This window comes from Allomuricauda sp. MMSF_3307, from assembly GCF_030733585.1.
In the GTDB taxonomy this organism is placed as follows: domain Bacteria; phylum Bacteroidota; class Bacteroidia; order Flavobacteriales; family Flavobacteriaceae; genus Flagellimonas.
On the sequence record NZ_JASHIQ010000005.1, the window covers coordinates 1 to 17,463 of the forward strand.

A 17,463-nucleotide genomic window follows, 5' to 3' on the forward strand; every position below is an offset into this window, starting at 1 on the left:
AAGTAATTTTTTCATTTTCATATAGTGTTCTCGTAAAAGAGTCCTGACCCAAGTGGCAGGGCTCTTTTCAATTTTAGGCCATCCTGAATAATCCAAGACGCATCTCGATTTCGCTCGATGTGACAACTACAGTTGTTCATTTCTTGTCATTTCGAGCACAGTCGAGAAATATAGATGCCTCAACCATTTCACTCCCACAGAAAATGACAATGGGTAATTGTAAATTGTTTGTTGGCAGCTGTAAATTGACTTACGGAATCCATTTATCCTTGCCAAAATCGGGCTTGCGCTTTTCCAAAAAGGCATTCCGGCCCTCTTTGGCCTCGTCGGTCATATACGCCAGTCGCGTGGCTTCTCCCGCGAACACTTGTTGGCCCACCATACCATCATCGGTAAGGTTCATGGCAAATTTGAGCATTTTAATGGATGTTGGGGACTTGGCCAAAATCTCTTGGGCCCATTGGTAGGCGGTCTCCTCCAATTCATCGTGCGGGATAACGGCATTCACCATTCCCATTTCATACGCTTCTTGTGCCGAGTAGTTCCTTCCCAAAAAGAAAATCTCCCGGGCTTTTTTCTGTCCCACCATTTTGGCCAGATAGGCAGAACCATATCCTCCATCAAAACTGGTCACATCGGCATCAGTCTGTTTAAAAATGGCGTGTTCTTTGCTCGCGAGGGTCATATCACAGACCACATGAAGGCTATGCCCTCCCCCAACGGCCCAACCAGGCACCACGGCAATGACCACCTTGGGCATAAAACGAATCAATCGCTGGACTTCTAAAATATTCAACCTGTGGTAGCCATCCTCGCCAACATATCCTTTATGGCCCCTAGCTTTTTGGTCGCCACCACTGCAAAAGGCCCATTTACCATCCTTGGACGATGGCCCTTCCCCAGAAAGGAGCACAACCCCAATGGAAGTATCTTCCTGGGCATCATAAAAGGCTTTGTAAAGTTCACTGGTCGTTTTGGGGCGGAATGCATTGCGTACATCGGGGCGGTTAAAAGCAATCCGGGCTACGCCATTACATTTTTTATAGGTGATATCCTCAAATTCCATGGCTGTCTGCCATTTGGGTGATTCCATAAATATCTGTTTTGTTTATCACAAAATAACGGAAATTCTACGTTATGACCGATTCTGTTTTGGATAATCAAACCTCCACTGTTTAAGATGTACAAAAAAGCTTGGATTTGGATGAATTTTGGCCAAATCGCTTCATTCGTCAGATCAAACAGGGCATCCGTCAATTGGCAGCATTGTGTTTTAGGATTTCCATATACATTTACCACATGATGCGATTTAAAACTTTGGGAATACTCTTAGCTGTATTATTCGGTTTGGTAGTTCTGGGATATTTGGTGCTCAAACGGCATATCAATCCAGACCGTTACTTTGTAAAACGGACTCCTTCATTATCTTTTGACCATATTGAAGTACAGGATTTTATAGGGGGCATTAGCTTAAGACCTATTTTGGAAGAGACGGCCTTTAATGTAGGGACTACTTATGATTTGGATGACCAATCATTTGGTTTTGAGGTGGATTCCAATGGTCATTTTATTTTGACCGAAATCCCTACAGGTGCCACTTTTGTCTTGGGTAAGGTGGAAAACAGCATATTTGACGATAACATCAATGCGGAACGCTACACGATTGCGATACCTCGAAGCTACATTACAAAACATGAAGGTTTGCGTGGCCGAATCCCATATTATGAATCTTCTCAATTTACCATGATGAGCAGCGGCGGATCAAAATACAGTTGGGCATATAAAACCACCATACAAAACCCTAAAGGCGAATCACTTCTGCTATATGCTGCCTCCAAATACATGCACGATGGCACCACCACAGCGATTGTGAGTATGGAGTAATTGATTTTTACCGGTTAAAGGAATTGCGTTAATTTTAGGTCAAAATCAACTTAAAGCATGCAACACGACTGGCTTGAAATGTGGAATACCCGATTTGGGCAGGAAGAATACGTTTATGGAACCGCTCCCAATGCCTATTTGAAGGAAAAGCTGAAAAATTTACAGCCTGGTTCCATATTATTTCCTGCCGAGGGTGAAGGTAGAAATGCGGTTTATGCCGCACAATTGGGCTGGAAGGTATCTGCTTTTGATATAAGCGAGGCAGGACAACGAAAAGCACTCCAGTTGGCCAAAAAGAAAGGTGTTGAATTGGATTATGTGATCGGTGAACTTCCGAAGCTTCACTATCAACCCGAACAATTTGATGCCATCGCTTTGATCTATGCCCATTTTCCGCCCCACATCCGCTCTAAGTATCATAAGTTGCTGAACAATTATTTGAAAAAAGGCGGCACCCTCATTTTTGAAGGCTTCAGCAAAGACCATCTAGCGTTTAAAAAGAAAAATCCGAAAGTAGGTGGTCCCAATAATGTGGATTATCTGTTTTCGTTGGAAGAATTGGAAACCGATTTCGCCAATTTTGAATTTTTGGAACTTAAAAAAACAACCATAACGTTGAACGAAGGAGATGGTCACGTGGGCAAAGGTTCAGTAATTCGTTTTTTAGGTCAAAAAAAGTAAGGGACGCCACGTTTTGGTAAAACGGACATCCCTCATCTAAACACACTATCCATGAATCAAGCGGTTCCACGATGTAAATGAGAACCACTTAAACTTATAATTCAATTTTTGTTGCCTTTTTGATGTCACGCGAAGAAGCGGCTGCCTTTATGGTATAGCTTCCCGGTTCCAGCGACCATTGCGATTGATTCTCGTTCCAATACCTCAGATAGTTCACGGGAATGTTCACGCGAAGCGTATCTGTTGCTCCTGCACCGAGTAATTTTGTTTTGGCAAAGGCCTTAAGTTCTTGCTCGGGTCTATCGATTTGAGTGGAATCCTTGGAAACGTAGAATTGAACAATCTCTTTCCCTGATGATTCCCCCGTATTGGTTACGGGAACAGATACTTTAATGGTATCATTTTCTTGCGACATTTCCATATCGCCGTATTCAAAACTGGTATAGGAAAGCCCATAACCAAAGGGGTAGGACACCTCCACACCTGCTTTGTCAAAATGACGGTAGCCCACATAAATTCCTTCTTCATAATTGGTGTAATCGACATTCTTTACCATTTCATCTTCCGGAACTTCATCCTTACCAAACAACATATCCGTTATTTGCATGGGCAAACCGTTTTGCGGGAAATTTGCATTGCTGGCATGATCTGCCACATCAACAGGGAAGGTCATGGTCAATTTTCCACTGGGGTTAACGTCTCCGCTCAAAATATCCGCTACGGCGTTACCACCTTCTTGCCCGCCTTGCCATGCGAGTACAATGGCATCCGGTTGGTTTTTCCATGAAGCCGTTTCGATAACACCACCAATGTTCAACACCACAATAACCTTTTTTCCTGCTTTTTGAAAGGCCTCACAAGTCGTGCTCAGCATCTCCTTTTCCTTGTCGGACAACAGAAAATCGTTCGCAACGACCCTGTCACCGCCCTCACCGCTGTTTCGACCAATGGTGATGATGGCCAAATCACTTTCTGAAGCGATGGTTTTCATTAAATCCTTATCGTAGCTGATCTCGGGAGGAAGATATGGATTGAACATGGCCGACATGCCTTCGGGTTTTTCAAAGGCCTCTTCATTGGCTGCCCTGTGTTTTTGATAGGCCTGCTTTGCAGTGGGGCTCACACGGAATCCGGCATTGATGAGTCCCTCTTCCAAAGAAATCGTATAGGCTTCGTTTACATCGCCAGAACCTGTTCCTCCAGCAATAAAATCATACGAATACACCCCGAGCAATGCTACGTTCTGTCCTTTTTCCAAGGGAAGTGCATCATCATTTTTCAACAATACCATTCCTTCCGATGCTGATTTTCGCGTAATGGCCGCATGGGCTTCCAAATCGGGATTTTCACCAAAGGTAAAATCGGTCATTTTTTTACTCTTGAAAATCAACGTCAAAATACGTTTTACCGAAGTATCTACGGCATCCATGTCCAAAGAACCGTCCTCGTACCCTGCTGTTAGGGCTTTCCATTGTTTTTTGGTGCCAGGCTCCAATAGGTCGTTCCCGGCATTGACCATAGCCACGGCATCGTTCCCTCCAAACCAATCGGACATCACTAATCCTTCAAATCCCCAATCGTTTCGTAATACATCGGTCAATAAATGCTTGCTCTCCGAGGTATAGGTGCCATTTACCTTGTTGTAAGATGACATAATGGTCCACGGTTGTGCATCTTCCACAATGATTTCAAATCCTTTCAGATAGATTTCACGCATGGCCCGGTCGGAAACCCTGGTGTCATTATAGTTTCTATTGGTTTCTTGGTTGTTGGCCACAAAATGCTTCACGGAAGTTCCAACGCCGTTGGATTCTATGCCATTGACCATGGCAGCCCCAATTTTCCCAGTCAACAGGGGGTCTTCGGAATAGTATTCAAAGTTCCGTCCACAAAACGGGTGTCGGTGAATGTTTGCTCCCGGGCCCAATATGACATCGATGCCATACTCGAGTGCTTCATTGCCCATGGCAATGCCCACATTTTCCACCAATTCGGTGTTCCATGTTGATGCCAACAGCGTAGCTATCGGGAATGCGGTGCAGTAAAATGTTCGATCTATACCATCACGTTTAGGTTCTATTCTGAGCCCCGCCGGCCCATCGGAGAGATTAATACTCGGAATGCCGAGCCGTGGTGTGGCCACAATGGTTCCCACCACTCCGGGAATGCCTTCTTCAGGTTCCACCATTCCCATGCCGGAAGCCATTCCAGAACCCTTCAATAAGTGGATTTTCTCCTCCACAGTCATTTGGGAAAGTACATTCGCTACCCTAGCCTCAATAGGTTGCCGGCTGTCTTCGTATACATCCAACTGGCCATTGCCATTTCGGTCCAGAAACGTGTAACCATCAATAGTGACCGACGGTATTTCTGCCTTTTCTGTGTAGTCATCCTCAAAATCCAGAAATTGTGAGCGTAAATACCACCATCCTAATAGTCCTCCTACTAAAACTAATAACAGAAGAACACCGATGGTTTTCAACGAAATGCGGAGTGCTTTTTTCATAATATATAGTTTGTGTCAACTTGACACAAATATAAAAAAGATTTAATTGTGGCAAAATGACACAAATCATTATTTTTGCTGTATGGACATCAGAACTTTTATCGAAAACGGTCAACAAGATTATTTGCCCAATCTTTCGGTGGACATGGTCATCATCGGATTTCATGAAGACCAACTCAAATGTTTGTTGCTTCAGATTGGTGATAAGTGGCTATTGCCCGGTGGGTATATCCTACGTTCGGAATCTGTGGAAGCGGCCACGGTGCGTATCCTAAGGGAACGAACTGGGTTGGAAGACCCCCACTTTAAGTTTTTGTCCGTTTTTGGCGGTGAAGACCGTAAGTTTACAGAGGAATGGCAGCAATTTTTTAAGGAATTGGACTTTCCTTTTAAAGAAAATTCTTGGTTGAACGACCGTTTTGTGACCCTCGCGCACTATTCCTTGGTCAATTTTGAAGAGACCCGACCGGTAATCGGTAATTTGGACTCGGCTTTTGGTTGGTTCAACATGAATGACCTCCCTCCTATGTGGATGGACCATCGGGATATTGTACTAGAGGCCAAGGAGCGGCTCAAGGAAGATGTACAACAAGAACCATTGACCTACAATTTATTGCCTACGGAATTTACGATGCCACAATTGCATCAATTGCACCAAACCATTTTGGAGGAAACCCTGGACCGTAGCCGTTTTCAAAAGAAAATGATAGGTTCCGGTTTTTTTGAGCGTTTGCCGAAGCTCCAAACAGATGCACCTGGCCGGAAACCTTACCAATATCGGGTGAAAAAGGTATAGTGCAGGCAGGTTCTTTTTGGTTTGACATGGAAATGCTCTAATTTGGAGGCAACACTAAACCTCCATGTCATGAAAAGCCCTCTTTCTTTATTTTGCAAACAACAGTTCAAAACGCATTGGACTGTGACCGTTCTTTTGCTTTTTACCGCTTCGTTATGGTCCCAAGAGTTTGATACCGTAAAATTGGACCAATATTTTGATCTCCTGGAAGAGAACAATAAGTTCATGGGCAGTGTTGCCGTCTCCCAAGCCGGTGAGTTGATCTACACACGTTCGGTGGGGTATTGTGACGTCACTTCCGAATCCAAAGCAACAGTGGCTTCCAGATATCGCATTGGTTCCATTACCAAAACATTTACAGCAGTATTGGTTTTTAAGGCCATATCGGCAGGAAAACTGTCTTTAGACCAGACCTTGGACCAGTTTTTTCCAGAGGTTCCAAAATCGGAAAATATTACCATCAAACAACTGTTGGGCAACCGAAGCGGTATCCACAATTTTACGGATGACCCTGCGTATGCCACCTACATGACCCAGCCAAAATCTGCATCAGAAATGGTGGAAATCATTGTAAAGGCGGGAAGTGATTTTGAGCCCGACAGCAAATTCCAATACAGTAATTCCAATTTTGTGTTGGTGACCTACATTCTGGAAAAGAGCATGGGAAAACCCTATCCCGAACTGCTTGAAGAATTTATTACAAAGCCCTTAGGGCTTGCCAATACCTATGTTGGCGAAAAAATTGGCACAAAGGCCAACGAATGTAAATCGTACATGTACCTGGATAAATGGCAAGAACATCCAGAAACCGATATGTCCATCCCTGTTGGTGCAGGCGCCATAGTTTCCAATCCAACAGATATTGTCAAATTTAGTGATGCCCTTTTTGGAGGCAAATTGCTTGATTTGGAGTATGTAGAAGCCATGAAAAAGATTACGGACGGCTATGGATTGGGATTGTTCAGCTTTCCTTTTCATGAGCGAACCAGTTATGGTCACACGGGAGGGATAGATGGATTCTCTTCTTTATTCGGTCATTTTGATGACGGCAATGTATCCTTTGCCCTTACCTCAAATGGCAACAATATGAATACCAATGACATTGCCATTGCCGTTTTGAGCACGGTCTGCAATGAGCCTTTTGAATTGCCAAAATTCAATACTCATGAAGTATCACCCGAACAATTGGAGGGTTATGTGGGCAACTATACCGCCCCGGATTTTCCTTTGGACATAAGTATTTTCATTGAGGATGGGGTGCTCAAGGGCAGAGCTACGGGTCAGCCAGCATTTACTTTGGACGCTGTGGACGAGCATCAATTTGAATTTGTCTCCGCAGGTATCGAAATGACCTTTGATCCCGAAAAGAACACTCTACTTTTTAAACAACGTGGGGTAAGAGTGAATTTTAAAAAGAAGTAACATCAACTTAACGTGAGAGGGGAGAATAAATCTATCTTTAGGACAAAAAAGCCATGAAAAAAGTATTTCTATTGATGCTCTTCCCATTTTTGATGTCATTTCAATGTGAGGACGATTTCGAAAACGCTGGATTTGAAACATCATACAAAATTCAAAACAACTCCAATGTGGATCTGTTCTACATTGATGAGTCCAACCAAATTTCGCAAATAGCCAAACAGTCATCCAGTATCATTGGCTCTACCCTGAACAATGAGACGATAGCGGTCATGCCAACAGCGTCTTTACGCTTTGAAGCCATTAAACTGTATTCTTTGGTAAACGAGGATTATGTATTGCGGTATCAGCAAACTCCTGTTGATGACGAATTGTGGGTGTTATCGGAACCTTTGGAAAATGTTTTTGAATACACTTTGATCATTACGGACCAATTACTGGATTGATGTACTTTGGGCAGCATTAAAGGGTTCAACCTTTATGCTTCTCCTCAATCCATTTGGCCATATATTTGGTGCTACTCATGGTTTGATGCTGTAACAGTTTTCCAATGAAATTTTGTGAGCGATGGGCTTCCAAATCCATCATCAGGTGTTCCAATCGTTCTTCCAAACTACTTTGTAAGCTTTGCCTATCATACAACTGTTGGAGCAATGCATTACCGTTGTATTGGGCACTTTCCCAACTTTTTTGGTCTCGATGCAATTTCACGGCAGCTTGGACAAATGCTTCCCAATCATCGGCAATAAATCCGTTCCATGCCAAGTCAGCATGCATGCCCTCGCCACCTATGGTGGTGGTTACGCTTGGGGTTCCGGTTTGCATGGCATCCAACAACTTTCCTTTGATTCCTGCTCCAAATCGAAGTGGAGCCAACATCACCCTGGCACTTTGGATCACCCTGAACGCATCTTCCGCCCATCCCTTAACGTAAAAACCGGTTATGGGGTCGTGTATTTCGTTGACCTGTTGCGGTAGATATGCGCCATAAATTTGGATTTCAGCATTGGGCAGTTGATGGCGAATTCGGGGCCAAATTTCATTTTTCAAGACCTTTAGTGCATCCACATTGGGTGCGTGTTTGCCATTTCCGATACTTATGAAACCATTTCTGGCATCGAATGGAGGGTTTTTTGCAGCAGGTATACTCCCAACATCTACCATAAACGGAATACAAAGCAGCAAATCCGAAGGGACCTTCAACTTATGCTGTAAAATTTCCATTTCGTAGCTGGAAATCATCAACGTAAGATCGCAGCGATAGATGCTAGCAATTTCCCGTAACGTTGTTGGATGGTTTTTCCAATCTTCAATCTCAAAGATTTGGTTCTTTTTAAGTGCCTCTTCCCTACTCTTGCGCAGCGCATGTAAATCTTCGGTATTGAGTATACGCAAGGCACTTGGTGCGTGTTCCGCCACGCGCCACCCAAATTGTTCCTCTACCATAAAACGGTCGAACATCACCACATTGGGCTTCAATTGCTGTATAAAATCATCAAAACTCGAATGGTTGAGTTGGATGTGGACCGTTGCAATGTCCATGGTTTCCAAATCCAAACTGAACTCGGTTTTACTTGCCGTGCTGGCAAATGTGATCTGATAACCAAACGCCAAAAACGCCTCCAACAATTGTTGCATACGACTTCCGGCCGCAGTTGTTGTGGGTTCGGGCCATACATAACCAATTACAAGTAGTTTTTTGGACATGGAGGTAAAAATACAAAGATGGCCGTATACTATTGGGGATTAAAATTTAAACTCAACTATCAAGTTCAAGCTCAAATTTCAAATGCAATGGTAAGTGTAAGTTCAAGCTCAAATCCAAAAAACGGAGCTGCCGACATTCCTGACAACTTGATCTACATCTTGGCCGCAAACATTTTGGAGATACTGGAACGGAGCTTTCGTTCATAATCTTCCTCCAGCCATTCCTTATAGTTCTTGGTATTGTTCATGATGCAATAGGAATATTGCTTTACACGATACGAAATCTCATCCTTGAGCTCCTTGGCCAAGATTCGGGCATCAAAAACATCTTCGCTATTTTCCACACAGATTTTCGCGTGCTGTTCAATACTCTTCTCCAGTACAATTTTTGATTTTTTGCCCTGGGCAAATATCTTTTTGTACTCTTCCTTCACATCAAAGGTGATGTTCTCCGACTTGCTGAATTTGGCGCGAAGTTCTTCGGGCATCTCATAGACAAAATCCCGCTCAATTTCCTCATCATTTTTGATGTTTTCCAGATAAAAATCAGGAAAATGAAAGATTTCTTGCCAGTCCACAGGTGCATCCCAAGGTCCGAAACGGGCAATATTATTTCCCATGTCGATTACATTGAACTCATCTTTGTCAGGAAGCACCCTGGATCCCCTTCCAATCATTTGGAAATATAGGGTGAGTGATCGTGTAGCCCTGTTCAAAATAATGGTTTCCACCGTGGGTTCGTCAAACCCGGTGGTCAATATACTCACCGAGGTAAGGATGGCGTCGGGCGTTTTGGCAAACCAATCCAGAATATCCTTGCGTTCGGAGGCCGTGTTCTTGTTGTCGAGGTGGCGAACATTATACCCAGCCTTTTTAAAGGTCTCGTACACATAAAGGGATGTATTGATTCCGTTGTTGAAGATCAGCGTTTTGGTCCCCTTGGCAATTTCCTCGTAGGCAGAGAGCAATTTCCCGAGCATGCTGTGTGCACTGTAAAACTCGTCCGAGGATTTTACGGTATAGTCACCATTAATGCCCAATTTAAGGGTGCGTAGGCTAACATCATAATTATACAGGTTGGCCCTGGCCAAAAAGTTCTTTTCAATTAATGATTTTATCGACTCCCCAATGATCAGGTGCTTGTAATTGTCCTTCATGGGCAGTTTGATGTTGGAGCTCAACGGAGTGGCCGTTACACCTAAAATCGTAGACTTCTCGAAATATTTGAACAGCTTTCGGAACGAGTTGTAGTGGGCCTCATCAATGATTACAAGGCCTACATTGTTGATTTTTACTTTTTCTTCCTGAAGGCGGTTGTTCAAGGTTTCCACCATAGCCACAAAGCACATATAATCATCCTGGTCGTAGAGTTCCTTCACTTCACTGTTGATGACTTTGTTGGCCACGCCAAACCCTTTGAGCATTTTGGAGGTTTGCTTGCTCAGCTCGATACGGTGGGTAAGTACCATCACCTTTTTTCCGGTCTGTTGGATAAACCTTCGTGTAATCTCCGAAAACACTACGGTTTTTCCTCCTCCCGTGGGCAATTGGTACAAGATATTACTGCCCGCAGGAAGCTTGTCCAGTTGCTCGAAGATTTTGTTCAGGTCTTCCTCCTGATAGCCGTAAAGCGTTTTCTTTTTGATTGAGTTGTTTACTTCCAAAGGGAAAATGGCATTTTGGATTCTTAAATAAAAAACCCTACAAAATTAGGGGTTTTTTGTACTTGTGACCAATCCCAGAGGTTAATTCTATCAAAATAGTATCAACAATTCCCATTTGGCCCCCAATTCAACTTTTTCGATGATTTACTCATAACATTTTGATAACAATAACAATTTCGACTTGGAAAAATGGAGATTATAATGTATAATGATAGCTTGTAACACTAGTAAACCAGATATAAGAATGAGGCAGCTTAAAATTATCAAACAGGTCACGAACCGCGAATCCAAATCTCTCGACAAATACTTGCAGGACATCAGCAAAATCGATTTGATCACCGCACAGGAAGAAGTTGAGCTAGCACAGAAGATCAGGGCCGGAGACCAAGCTGCTTTGGAAAAGTTGACCAATGCCAACCTCAGGTTTGTGGTCTCCGTGGCAAAACAATACCAAAATCAGGGCCTTAAACTCCCAGATTTGATCAATGAAGGAAACGTGGGTCTGGTAAAGGCCGCCAAACGCTTTGATGAAACCCGAGGGTTTAAGTTTATCTCCTACGCGGTTTGGTGGATCAGACAATCCATTCTGCAGGCCTTGGCAGAACAGTCACGTGTGGTACGATTGCCATTGAACAAAATTGGTTCCATCAACAAGATAAAAAAGACCTTTTCCTATTTGGAACAGGCACATGAGCGCCCACCATCGCCAGAAGAAATTGCCAAGGAGCTGGACATGACCGTTTCCGAAGTGAAGCAATCCCTCAAGAACACAGGGCGGCACGTATCTATGGATGCACCTTTAAAAGAAGGGGAAACCTCCAATTTATATGATGTATTGAACGCCGGGGATTCGCCCAAACCGGATAAGGGCCTTATGCACCAATCCCTGAACACGGAAATCAACCGAGCCTTGGATACGCTCTCCCCACGGGAAGCGGACGTGGTTCGTCTGTATTACGGCATTGGGGACCAACCCTCCATGACTTTGGAAGAAATAGGCAGTACGTTTGATTTGACCCGCGAACGCGTAAGACAAATACGGGAAAAGGCCATTAGAAAATTGCGACATACCTCCAAAAGCAAGATCTTAAAATCTTATTTGGGATAGGTTGCCTTAAAATATGTAATAGAAAAGGGGATGCTGATTTTATCAACATCCCCTTTTCCATGATAATCACTTAAATAATTAGGATCTGCTCAACAGACTGATATCAAAGTCCGTAAGCAAGTCTTTCAAATCTTGAATAAAATTCAAGTAGGCGGTGTTTTCTTTGTTCTGGTTGTTCATGGTAACAAATTTTGGGTTTGTTTGTTAACTATAGGTAATCAAGTTCAGCAAGTTGGTTTACTGTTAAAATTTCGTTGAGTTCTTGCAAAAAAGCCAAGTATTCCTCACCGTAGGTGTCGTACAACATCGTAATCTCAATTTAAGTTTGGGTCTTTGTATAACGTGATTTCATTTCAAAGATTATGTGCTTTCCTCAAATTGTGGTGAAACACCTGCTTCGGGTGGTGAAATCCTTTTTTATTTCATGTTCAAAATGTCCAATGCTATCTCAAAATCCAACTCCTTGTCCACTTTGCTGGGACGAATGTTGAACTCGTCATAAATAAAGCAAAGGTTCATGGGCAATCTTCTTCGTTCGGTTTCTGTCATCAATCCCAATTTTTCCTGCAGTTCATTCTTAATTTGAAAGGCCTTGCTGCTAATTTTGGGATTGTCATGCGACTCCAGTTCCTTCAAAAAGGGTATTTCCTTATGGTCCCCTACTTCCAACATTTCATTCAACAGCAACAATTGGCACTCAAGGTCTGTAGTATGCTGAAACAAAGGGTAAAAAACACTTTGCAAGTATTTGGGAAGCTCATGGGTCGCCATCTTCACTTTTTCACAAGGTTCTGAATATCTCCATTTCAAAATCTATCTGCTCTTGAATCTTGGGATATTCCTGCAGAAATTGGTCGTATAAAAAATTCAAATGTCTTTCATCCCTATCCGTTTTGCATAATCTTGAAATCTGCTGAGCAACTTCCAGCAGCCCAAAAGTTTTCATCATGCGCAGGGATGGTATTATTTTTTGACAGGAAAGCTCCAGTTCCACAAAGTTTTTGTTGATTAGATTGACCTTGGCACTTCCGATAAACTCAAAAACATGCTGTTGGAACATGCGAACCAATTCTTCCAAAAGCTCCATTTGGCCCATGCAGTCTTCCAAAACAGGCTGAAGGTCAATTTTTTGGGAAGAGAAACCAGCTTGCAAGCTCTTTTCTATAAATTCAAAATCGGTGGACATACCGTCTACATTTTTATGTTGATTTTGTGTGCTTTTCTTCGGATGTTGGGCCAGTTTTTTAAGTTCATCCACAAGTTCCTGTTGCTCTGGGGACAATGTTGTAGCTTCAAGTGCGCTAACAAGGGAAATCAATTTGTCCGGATTCACCTCGTTAAACTCCCTTTTGTCCAAGCTTTGGATACCTACTTTTTCGTAGATGTTTTCGAGCTGTTTCATTTCCGAGGCCCCAAAAACTTTGTTTTCCAGCCCCATTTTAAATACCTCAAAGGACTTTTTAAGCTTTCCGGCCTCTACCACGCCCAACTCTTCGTAGGAGAATGAGCTCAATCCGATTTCCAACTTTTCCAGATACGTTAATAGTTCTCGTGTTCCCAATGTCTTGTGCTAATGGTTATTATTACACTTAAAAGTGTTGATTATAGCCAGGTATTACAATTTATTGTTCCGTAGCATTCGGATTTTGTTGTCAAATTGCGTTATTTGTATGTGTAAAAAAACCAACCATGAAATATTTAAGTTTACTATTGACCCTTGCCTTACTTGTCTCCTGTGCGGAGAAAAAACCTGAAAAAACAGAAAGCTTGGAAGAAAAAGCACAACGGATTCATGATTCCGTGATCACTATCGATACGCACGACGATATCAACGTGCAAAACTTTACGGATAGCATTAACTACACCCAACGACTGGAAACCCAAGTCAACCTTCCCAAAATGAAAGAAGGTGGATTGGATGCAGTCTTTTTGATCGTGTATACAGGTCAGGATACGTTGACCACCGAAGGATATGCCAAGGCATCCGAAAATGCCATGGCCAAGTTCGATGCCATTCACCGACTCTGTGAAGAGATAGCACCGGACCAGATAGAATTGGCTTTAACTTCGGACGACGTAAGACGTATTGCCGCATCTGGCAAAAAAGTGGCCATGATCGGAGTTGAAAATGCTTATCCCATCGGTGAAGATCTATCCAAAATAGAGGAATACCAAAAAAGAGGAGCGCTTTACATGTCGCTTTCCCATAACGGTCACAGCCAATTCAGTGATTCGAACACAGGGGAAAGAGATAGCGTTTGGTTGCACAACGGCCTAAGCGAATTGGGCAAGAAAGCGGTAGCAGAAATGAACCGTGTAGGAATCATGATCGATGTGTCCCATCCCTCCAAAGAAGCGATGAAACAAATGATAGCGCTGTCCAAGGCTCCCATTATTGCCTCGCATTCTTCTGCTAGGGCACTTTGCGACCACAGCCGAAACTTGGACGACGAACAGCTGATGTTGATGAAAGAAAATGGCGGTGTGGTGCAAACGGTGGCCTTTAGCTCCTATTTGAACACTGAAAAGCACGAAGCCCGATCTGCCTACATGACCGAAGTGTATAAAAAAGTAGCGGATTCCTTAGGGGTTGCGTGGTACGAGCGCTCACAATTTGCTACACTGACCGATGCGCAACGGGAGGAGTTTTTCGCAAACTACCGAAAAGTGATGAACATTGGTGAGGAATGGGCCGAAACAGATGCTTCTGCCCCACCAGCTGTCAATGTTGCCGACTTTGTGGACCACATTGACTATATGGTAAAGTTGATCGGTATTGACCACGTAGGTATCAGTTCCGATTTTGATGGAGGTGGCGGTATCGAAGGCTGGTCCGATGCCTCGGAAACCTTCAATGTTACCTTGGAACTGGTCAAAAGAGGGTATACCGAGGAAGAAATCGCTAAATTATGGGGCGGTAACCTTTTACGCGTCTTGGATGAAGTTCAGGCCGTGGCCCAAACCATGGATTAGGAAGCGGCTTTATCCTCTTCTTTTTCTTTTTTCGCCAATCGGTCCTTTACGTATTCGATCTTGGTTTTTCCGTGGGCCTTCGGATTCCCGTTTTCGTCCAGGTTGACCATGATAATATTGTCTACGGTAACAATACTTTCGTGGGTCATCTTGTTTCGTACTTCACAGTTGAGTGAAATTGAGGTGACCCCGAACTTTATGACTTCTATCCCGATTTCAATGATATCTCCCTCATGAGCAGTACTCATAAAATTGATTTCGGACATATATTTGGTTACGATTTTCTTGTTTTCCAACTGAATGATGCTGTACAATACCGCTTCTTCGTCTATCCAGGCCAGTACCTTGCCCCCGAAAAGCGTTCCATTGGCATTCAAATCTTCTGGTTTAACCCATTTTCTTGTATGAAATCGCATAGTTGAAATATTTTGAATTCCATTGCAAAGTTAGTCCAATACCTATAAGAATATGCTGGCCAACCCTTTAAATTCATGTGAATTGTGAATTTGAAACTTTTGGGTGGGAACAACTGTTGAGTGTGTAATTTTTGCCGTTTGGGATTTTTAACTTGATGAATTCGGCGATTTTTAATCGAACAGCCCTTTCTGCGGCGGCAGTGTCGTTTTGGGAATATGGAGGTCAAACCCCAATTTGGAGTTTAGTTGTTTTATAAAATAAGCCGATAAGAGGGGTGATTCTACCTCCATGTTTTGATGCACAAAAAAGTGAATGTGTTCGAGCCCCATGGTTATCCACGAAGACAATCGGTCGACCCAATCATCCAAACGGGGATAATCCGAAGGATGGTTGGCCCCGACATAACGAATAAAGGCCTCGTTAGTGGTCAATCGCATATGCATAAGGTCTCGTCTGCCTGCGGTATCCACCAAAACATTGGTGATGTTGTTTTCTTCCAATAAATGGAAAAGTTCCTGTGCCACTTTTTCATCATTGAACCAATCGGTGTGTCGAAATTCCATGGCCAGCGGAAATTCCTTGGGCCAATATTCCACAAACCGCACTACCCTATCCCAGTTTTTGGGGCCAAAGTTATTGTGCATTTGTAAAAAGATGGTGCCGAGTTTGTCCCCAAGCAAAGGGGTTACGGCCAAATACCGGTCCACCGCCTCGAGCGCCTTATCGTTCATACGGCGCAAATGGCTGACCTCATTGGTCATTTTTGGGAAGAATTTGAAGTCCTCCGGGGTTTTGTCGCGCCATTTTTCATAAGTATCCGCAGGAAAGATGCGGTAAAAGGTCGCATTCAGTTCAATACTGTTGAATTGGGTCGAGTAGTATTCCAGTTCATCCTTTGTGCCCCTTGGGTAAAAATTCTTCAAATCTTGCCTGTTCCACTTGGCACAGCCCACATATACCTTGGTTTTAGTGCCAGTCTTGGTTTTGGACAAAACAACTTGGGTGTCAGGATGGTCAGGAGGAATGGTAAAATCGACGTTTTCAGGATGGTCTACTTTTCCGAATTTCATGCTTGTAACTTTTACTCGCCCTAAAATAATCATTTAAAAGGGTGTTCATAACATCGTTGACAACTATTGCCCTATTTAAAAGTGTGCGGTGGTTGATTCTGTAATTTTATTAAAAATCACAGCAATGGATTCAACATCCGACCGCCGATTGGACATTCGTCCCACAATTTCATCTGCACATTTTAACAGCCAAATGGGTTTTGACGAGCATTTTCAGAACAAGACCCTTCGCCCAGTGCTCAAACTCCAAAATTATTTGTTGGTAGAGGCCTTCAAAAATTATGCGAACAAGCATAAAGGTGTTTTCTACGAACTTTCTTTGGAGAAGAAGTTCCAGTATATTGAGCGGGCCATCCAAAAGGACATCAAGTTCCGAAATTCCCTAAAGGGAATGGTTATTGGCCAGTTTACGGTGGAAGAATATCGCGACTACATCACCAATTCCTCCGCTCTTAACAAACGGATGATGAACATGGTGGTGGAACGTCTCAAGGACCAAATACAGCTTTTAGAGGAAGAAACGTTATTTCAGAATTGACTCGCCGTTTAAATTAGTGGTGAGAATTTCGCTCATTAGATCAAAATAAGGGCGAATGGCCTTGTAGGACCTGTCCACTTCATCCAAAAAAGTGGGCGACAACACTTCCGAGTCCTTGAAATTCCGCATAAAAACGAATTGCTTTTTTCGGATAAGGTCAATATCGGGGTGTTCTTTGTCAAATCCCTTGGGAGCCGTTTTCACTTCGTCGCCCTGTAGCTCGCCCCAAATCGATTTTAATTCGGGCTGGTTGATAACCTTGCGAAATTCATCCGCGTCCATCTCCAATTCTTTGCGTATACGAAAAAGGTCTTCCTTCTCCGGAGCCCAAAACCCAACACCCAAAAAGGATTGACCGGGCTTTAGATGAATGTAGTATCCTCCTCGTAAATGTGCGCCCAATCGGGAAAAGAAGCCAGCAAAATGGGCTTTATACGGACTTTTATCCTTGGAAAAACGTACATCCCTATAAATCCGGAACAACTTCATTTTTTCAATCTCATCATGATGGCTCAAATTAAGTTTGGCCGCTTCCAGAAAATTTTTGACCTCCGATTGCCGTTTTTTGAAGGTTTTCTTGTTTGCTTCAAACCAATCCCGGTCATTATTTTTTTCCAATTCGGTCAAAAAATCAAAAACTTCCTTTGAGATGGTTACATTGGATGCCATATATCGGTAATATGTTATTTTTACTCTAAAG

17 protein-coding genes are annotated in these 17,463 nt (G+C 43.1%); 8 read left to right on the forward strand and 9 right to left on the reverse strand.

Going from position 1 to position 17,463, the window contains the following annotated elements:
* Positions 1-250 precede the first annotated feature (250 nt).
* Positions 251-1,093 carry a 1,4-dihydroxy-2-naphthoyl-CoA synthase gene (locus RBB12_RS12510; protein ID WP_306014107.1) on the reverse strand — a complete coding sequence of 281 codons (843 nt, stop codon included), beginning with the start codon at positions 1,091-1,093 and terminating at the stop codon, positions 251-253.
* Between the two features lie 107 nt (positions 1,094-1,200).
* Between RBB12_RS12510 and RBB12_RS12515 the strand changes: the two genes are divergently transcribed.
* Positions 1,201-1,884, forward strand: coding sequence for a hypothetical protein (locus RBB12_RS12515; protein ID WP_306014106.1), 684 nt, complete (start codon positions 1,201-1,203; stop codon positions 1,882-1,884).
* A gap of 57 nt (positions 1,885-1,941) precedes the next feature.
* A complete protein-coding gene (locus RBB12_RS12520) occupies positions 1,942-2,565 on the forward strand; it encodes a class I SAM-dependent methyltransferase (protein WP_306014105.1) in 624 nt (207 codons plus the stop codon).
* A gap of 94 nt (positions 2,566-2,659) precedes the next feature.
* Here the strand turns inward: RBB12_RS12520 and RBB12_RS12525 are convergent, their stop codons facing one another.
* Positions 2,660-5,071 carry a glycoside hydrolase family 3 C-terminal domain-containing protein gene (locus RBB12_RS12525; RefSeq protein ID WP_306014104.1) on the reverse strand — a complete coding sequence of 804 codons (2,412 nt, stop codon included), beginning with the start codon at positions 5,069-5,071 and terminating at the stop codon, positions 2,660-2,662.
* Between the two features lie 82 nt (positions 5,072-5,153).
* On the opposite strand from RBB12_RS12525, the gene RBB12_RS12530 reads away from it, so the two are divergent.
* From RBB12_RS12530 to RBB12_RS12540, 3 genes are all read left to right on the forward strand, one after another.
* A complete protein-coding gene (locus tag RBB12_RS12530; RefSeq protein ID WP_306014103.1) occupies positions 5,154-5,867 on the forward strand; it encodes an NUDIX hydrolase in 714 nt (237 codons plus the stop codon).
* A 123-nt stretch (positions 5,868-5,990) separates the two neighbouring features.
* Positions 5,991-7,289: a serine hydrolase domain-containing protein gene (locus tag RBB12_RS12535; RefSeq protein ID WP_306014101.1), complete on the forward strand. Its 1,299-nt coding sequence runs from the start codon at positions 5,991-5,993 to the stop codon at positions 7,287-7,289.
* Between the two features lie 53 nt (positions 7,290-7,342).
* A complete protein-coding gene (locus RBB12_RS12540; RefSeq protein ID WP_306014100.1) occupies positions 7,343-7,732 on the forward strand; it encodes a hypothetical protein in 390 nt (129 codons plus the stop codon).
* A 25-nt stretch (positions 7,733-7,757) separates the two neighbouring features.
* Here RBB12_RS12540 and RBB12_RS12545 read toward each other — a convergent pair whose 3' ends face one another.
* Positions 7,758-8,993 carry a glycosyltransferase gene (locus tag RBB12_RS12545; RefSeq protein ID WP_306014099.1) on the reverse strand — a complete coding sequence of 412 codons (1,236 nt, stop codon included), beginning with the start codon at positions 8,991-8,993 and terminating at the stop codon, positions 7,758-7,760.
* 152 nt (positions 8,994-9,145) lie between these two features.
* Complete coding sequence (locus RBB12_RS12550; protein ID WP_179385783.1) at positions 9,146-10,657, reverse strand: DEAD/DEAH box helicase; 1,512 nt, start codon at positions 10,655-10,657, stop codon at positions 9,146-9,148.
* Between the two features lie 244 nt (positions 10,658-10,901).
* On the opposite strand from RBB12_RS12550, the gene RBB12_RS12555 reads away from it, so the two are divergent.
* Complete coding sequence (locus tag RBB12_RS12555) at positions 10,902-11,765, forward strand: RNA polymerase sigma factor RpoD/SigA (protein WP_100818963.1); 864 nt, start codon at positions 10,902-10,904, stop codon at positions 11,763-11,765.
* 417 nt (positions 11,766-12,182) lie between these two features.
* Here RBB12_RS12555 and RBB12_RS12560 read toward each other — a convergent pair whose 3' ends face one another.
* Both RBB12_RS12560 and RBB12_RS12565 read right to left on the reverse strand, forming a co-directional pair.
* A complete protein-coding gene (locus RBB12_RS12560; protein ID WP_306014098.1) occupies positions 12,183-12,536 on the reverse strand; it encodes a hypothetical protein in 354 nt (117 codons plus the stop codon).
* A gap of 10 nt (positions 12,537-12,546) precedes the next feature.
* Entirely contained in the window at positions 12,547-13,326 is a 780-nt protein-coding gene (locus RBB12_RS12565) for a hypothetical protein (RefSeq protein WP_306014096.1), read from the reverse strand.
* 128 nt (positions 13,327-13,454) lie between these two features.
* Here RBB12_RS12565 and RBB12_RS12570 point away from each other — a divergent pair, with 128 nt between their 5' ends.
* Positions 13,455-14,738, forward strand: a complete 1,284-nt coding sequence (locus RBB12_RS12570; RefSeq protein ID WP_306014095.1) for a dipeptidase — start codon at positions 13,455-13,457, stop codon at positions 14,736-14,738.
* Here RBB12_RS12570 and RBB12_RS12575 read toward each other — a convergent pair.
* Positions 14,735-15,154, reverse strand: coding sequence for an acyl-CoA thioesterase (locus RBB12_RS12575; RefSeq protein WP_293282623.1), 420 nt, complete (start codon positions 15,152-15,154; stop codon positions 14,735-14,737). The two genes, RBB12_RS12570 and RBB12_RS12575, sit on opposite strands and share 4 nt — an antisense overlap.
* Positions 15,155-15,325: 171 nt before the next feature.
* Positions 15,326-16,225 (reverse strand): DUF72 domain-containing protein, encoded by a 900-nt coding sequence (locus tag RBB12_RS12580; RefSeq protein WP_306014094.1) that lies wholly within the window; start codon positions 16,223-16,225, stop codon positions 15,326-15,328.
* Between the two features lie 124 nt (positions 16,226-16,349).
* Between RBB12_RS12580 and RBB12_RS12585 the strand changes: the two genes are divergently transcribed.
* Entirely contained in the window at positions 16,350-16,763 is a 414-nt protein-coding gene (locus tag RBB12_RS12585; protein WP_293284752.1) for a glyoxalase, read from the forward strand.
* On the opposite strand, the gene RBB12_RS12590 is transcribed toward RBB12_RS12585, so the two are convergent.
* Positions 16,749-17,432 carry a DUF2461 domain-containing protein gene (locus RBB12_RS12590; RefSeq protein ID WP_306014093.1) on the reverse strand — a complete coding sequence of 228 codons (684 nt, stop codon included), beginning with the start codon at positions 17,430-17,432 and terminating at the stop codon, positions 16,749-16,751. The two genes, RBB12_RS12585 and RBB12_RS12590, sit on opposite strands and share 15 nt — an antisense overlap.
* Positions 17,433-17,463: the final 31 nt, after the last annotated feature.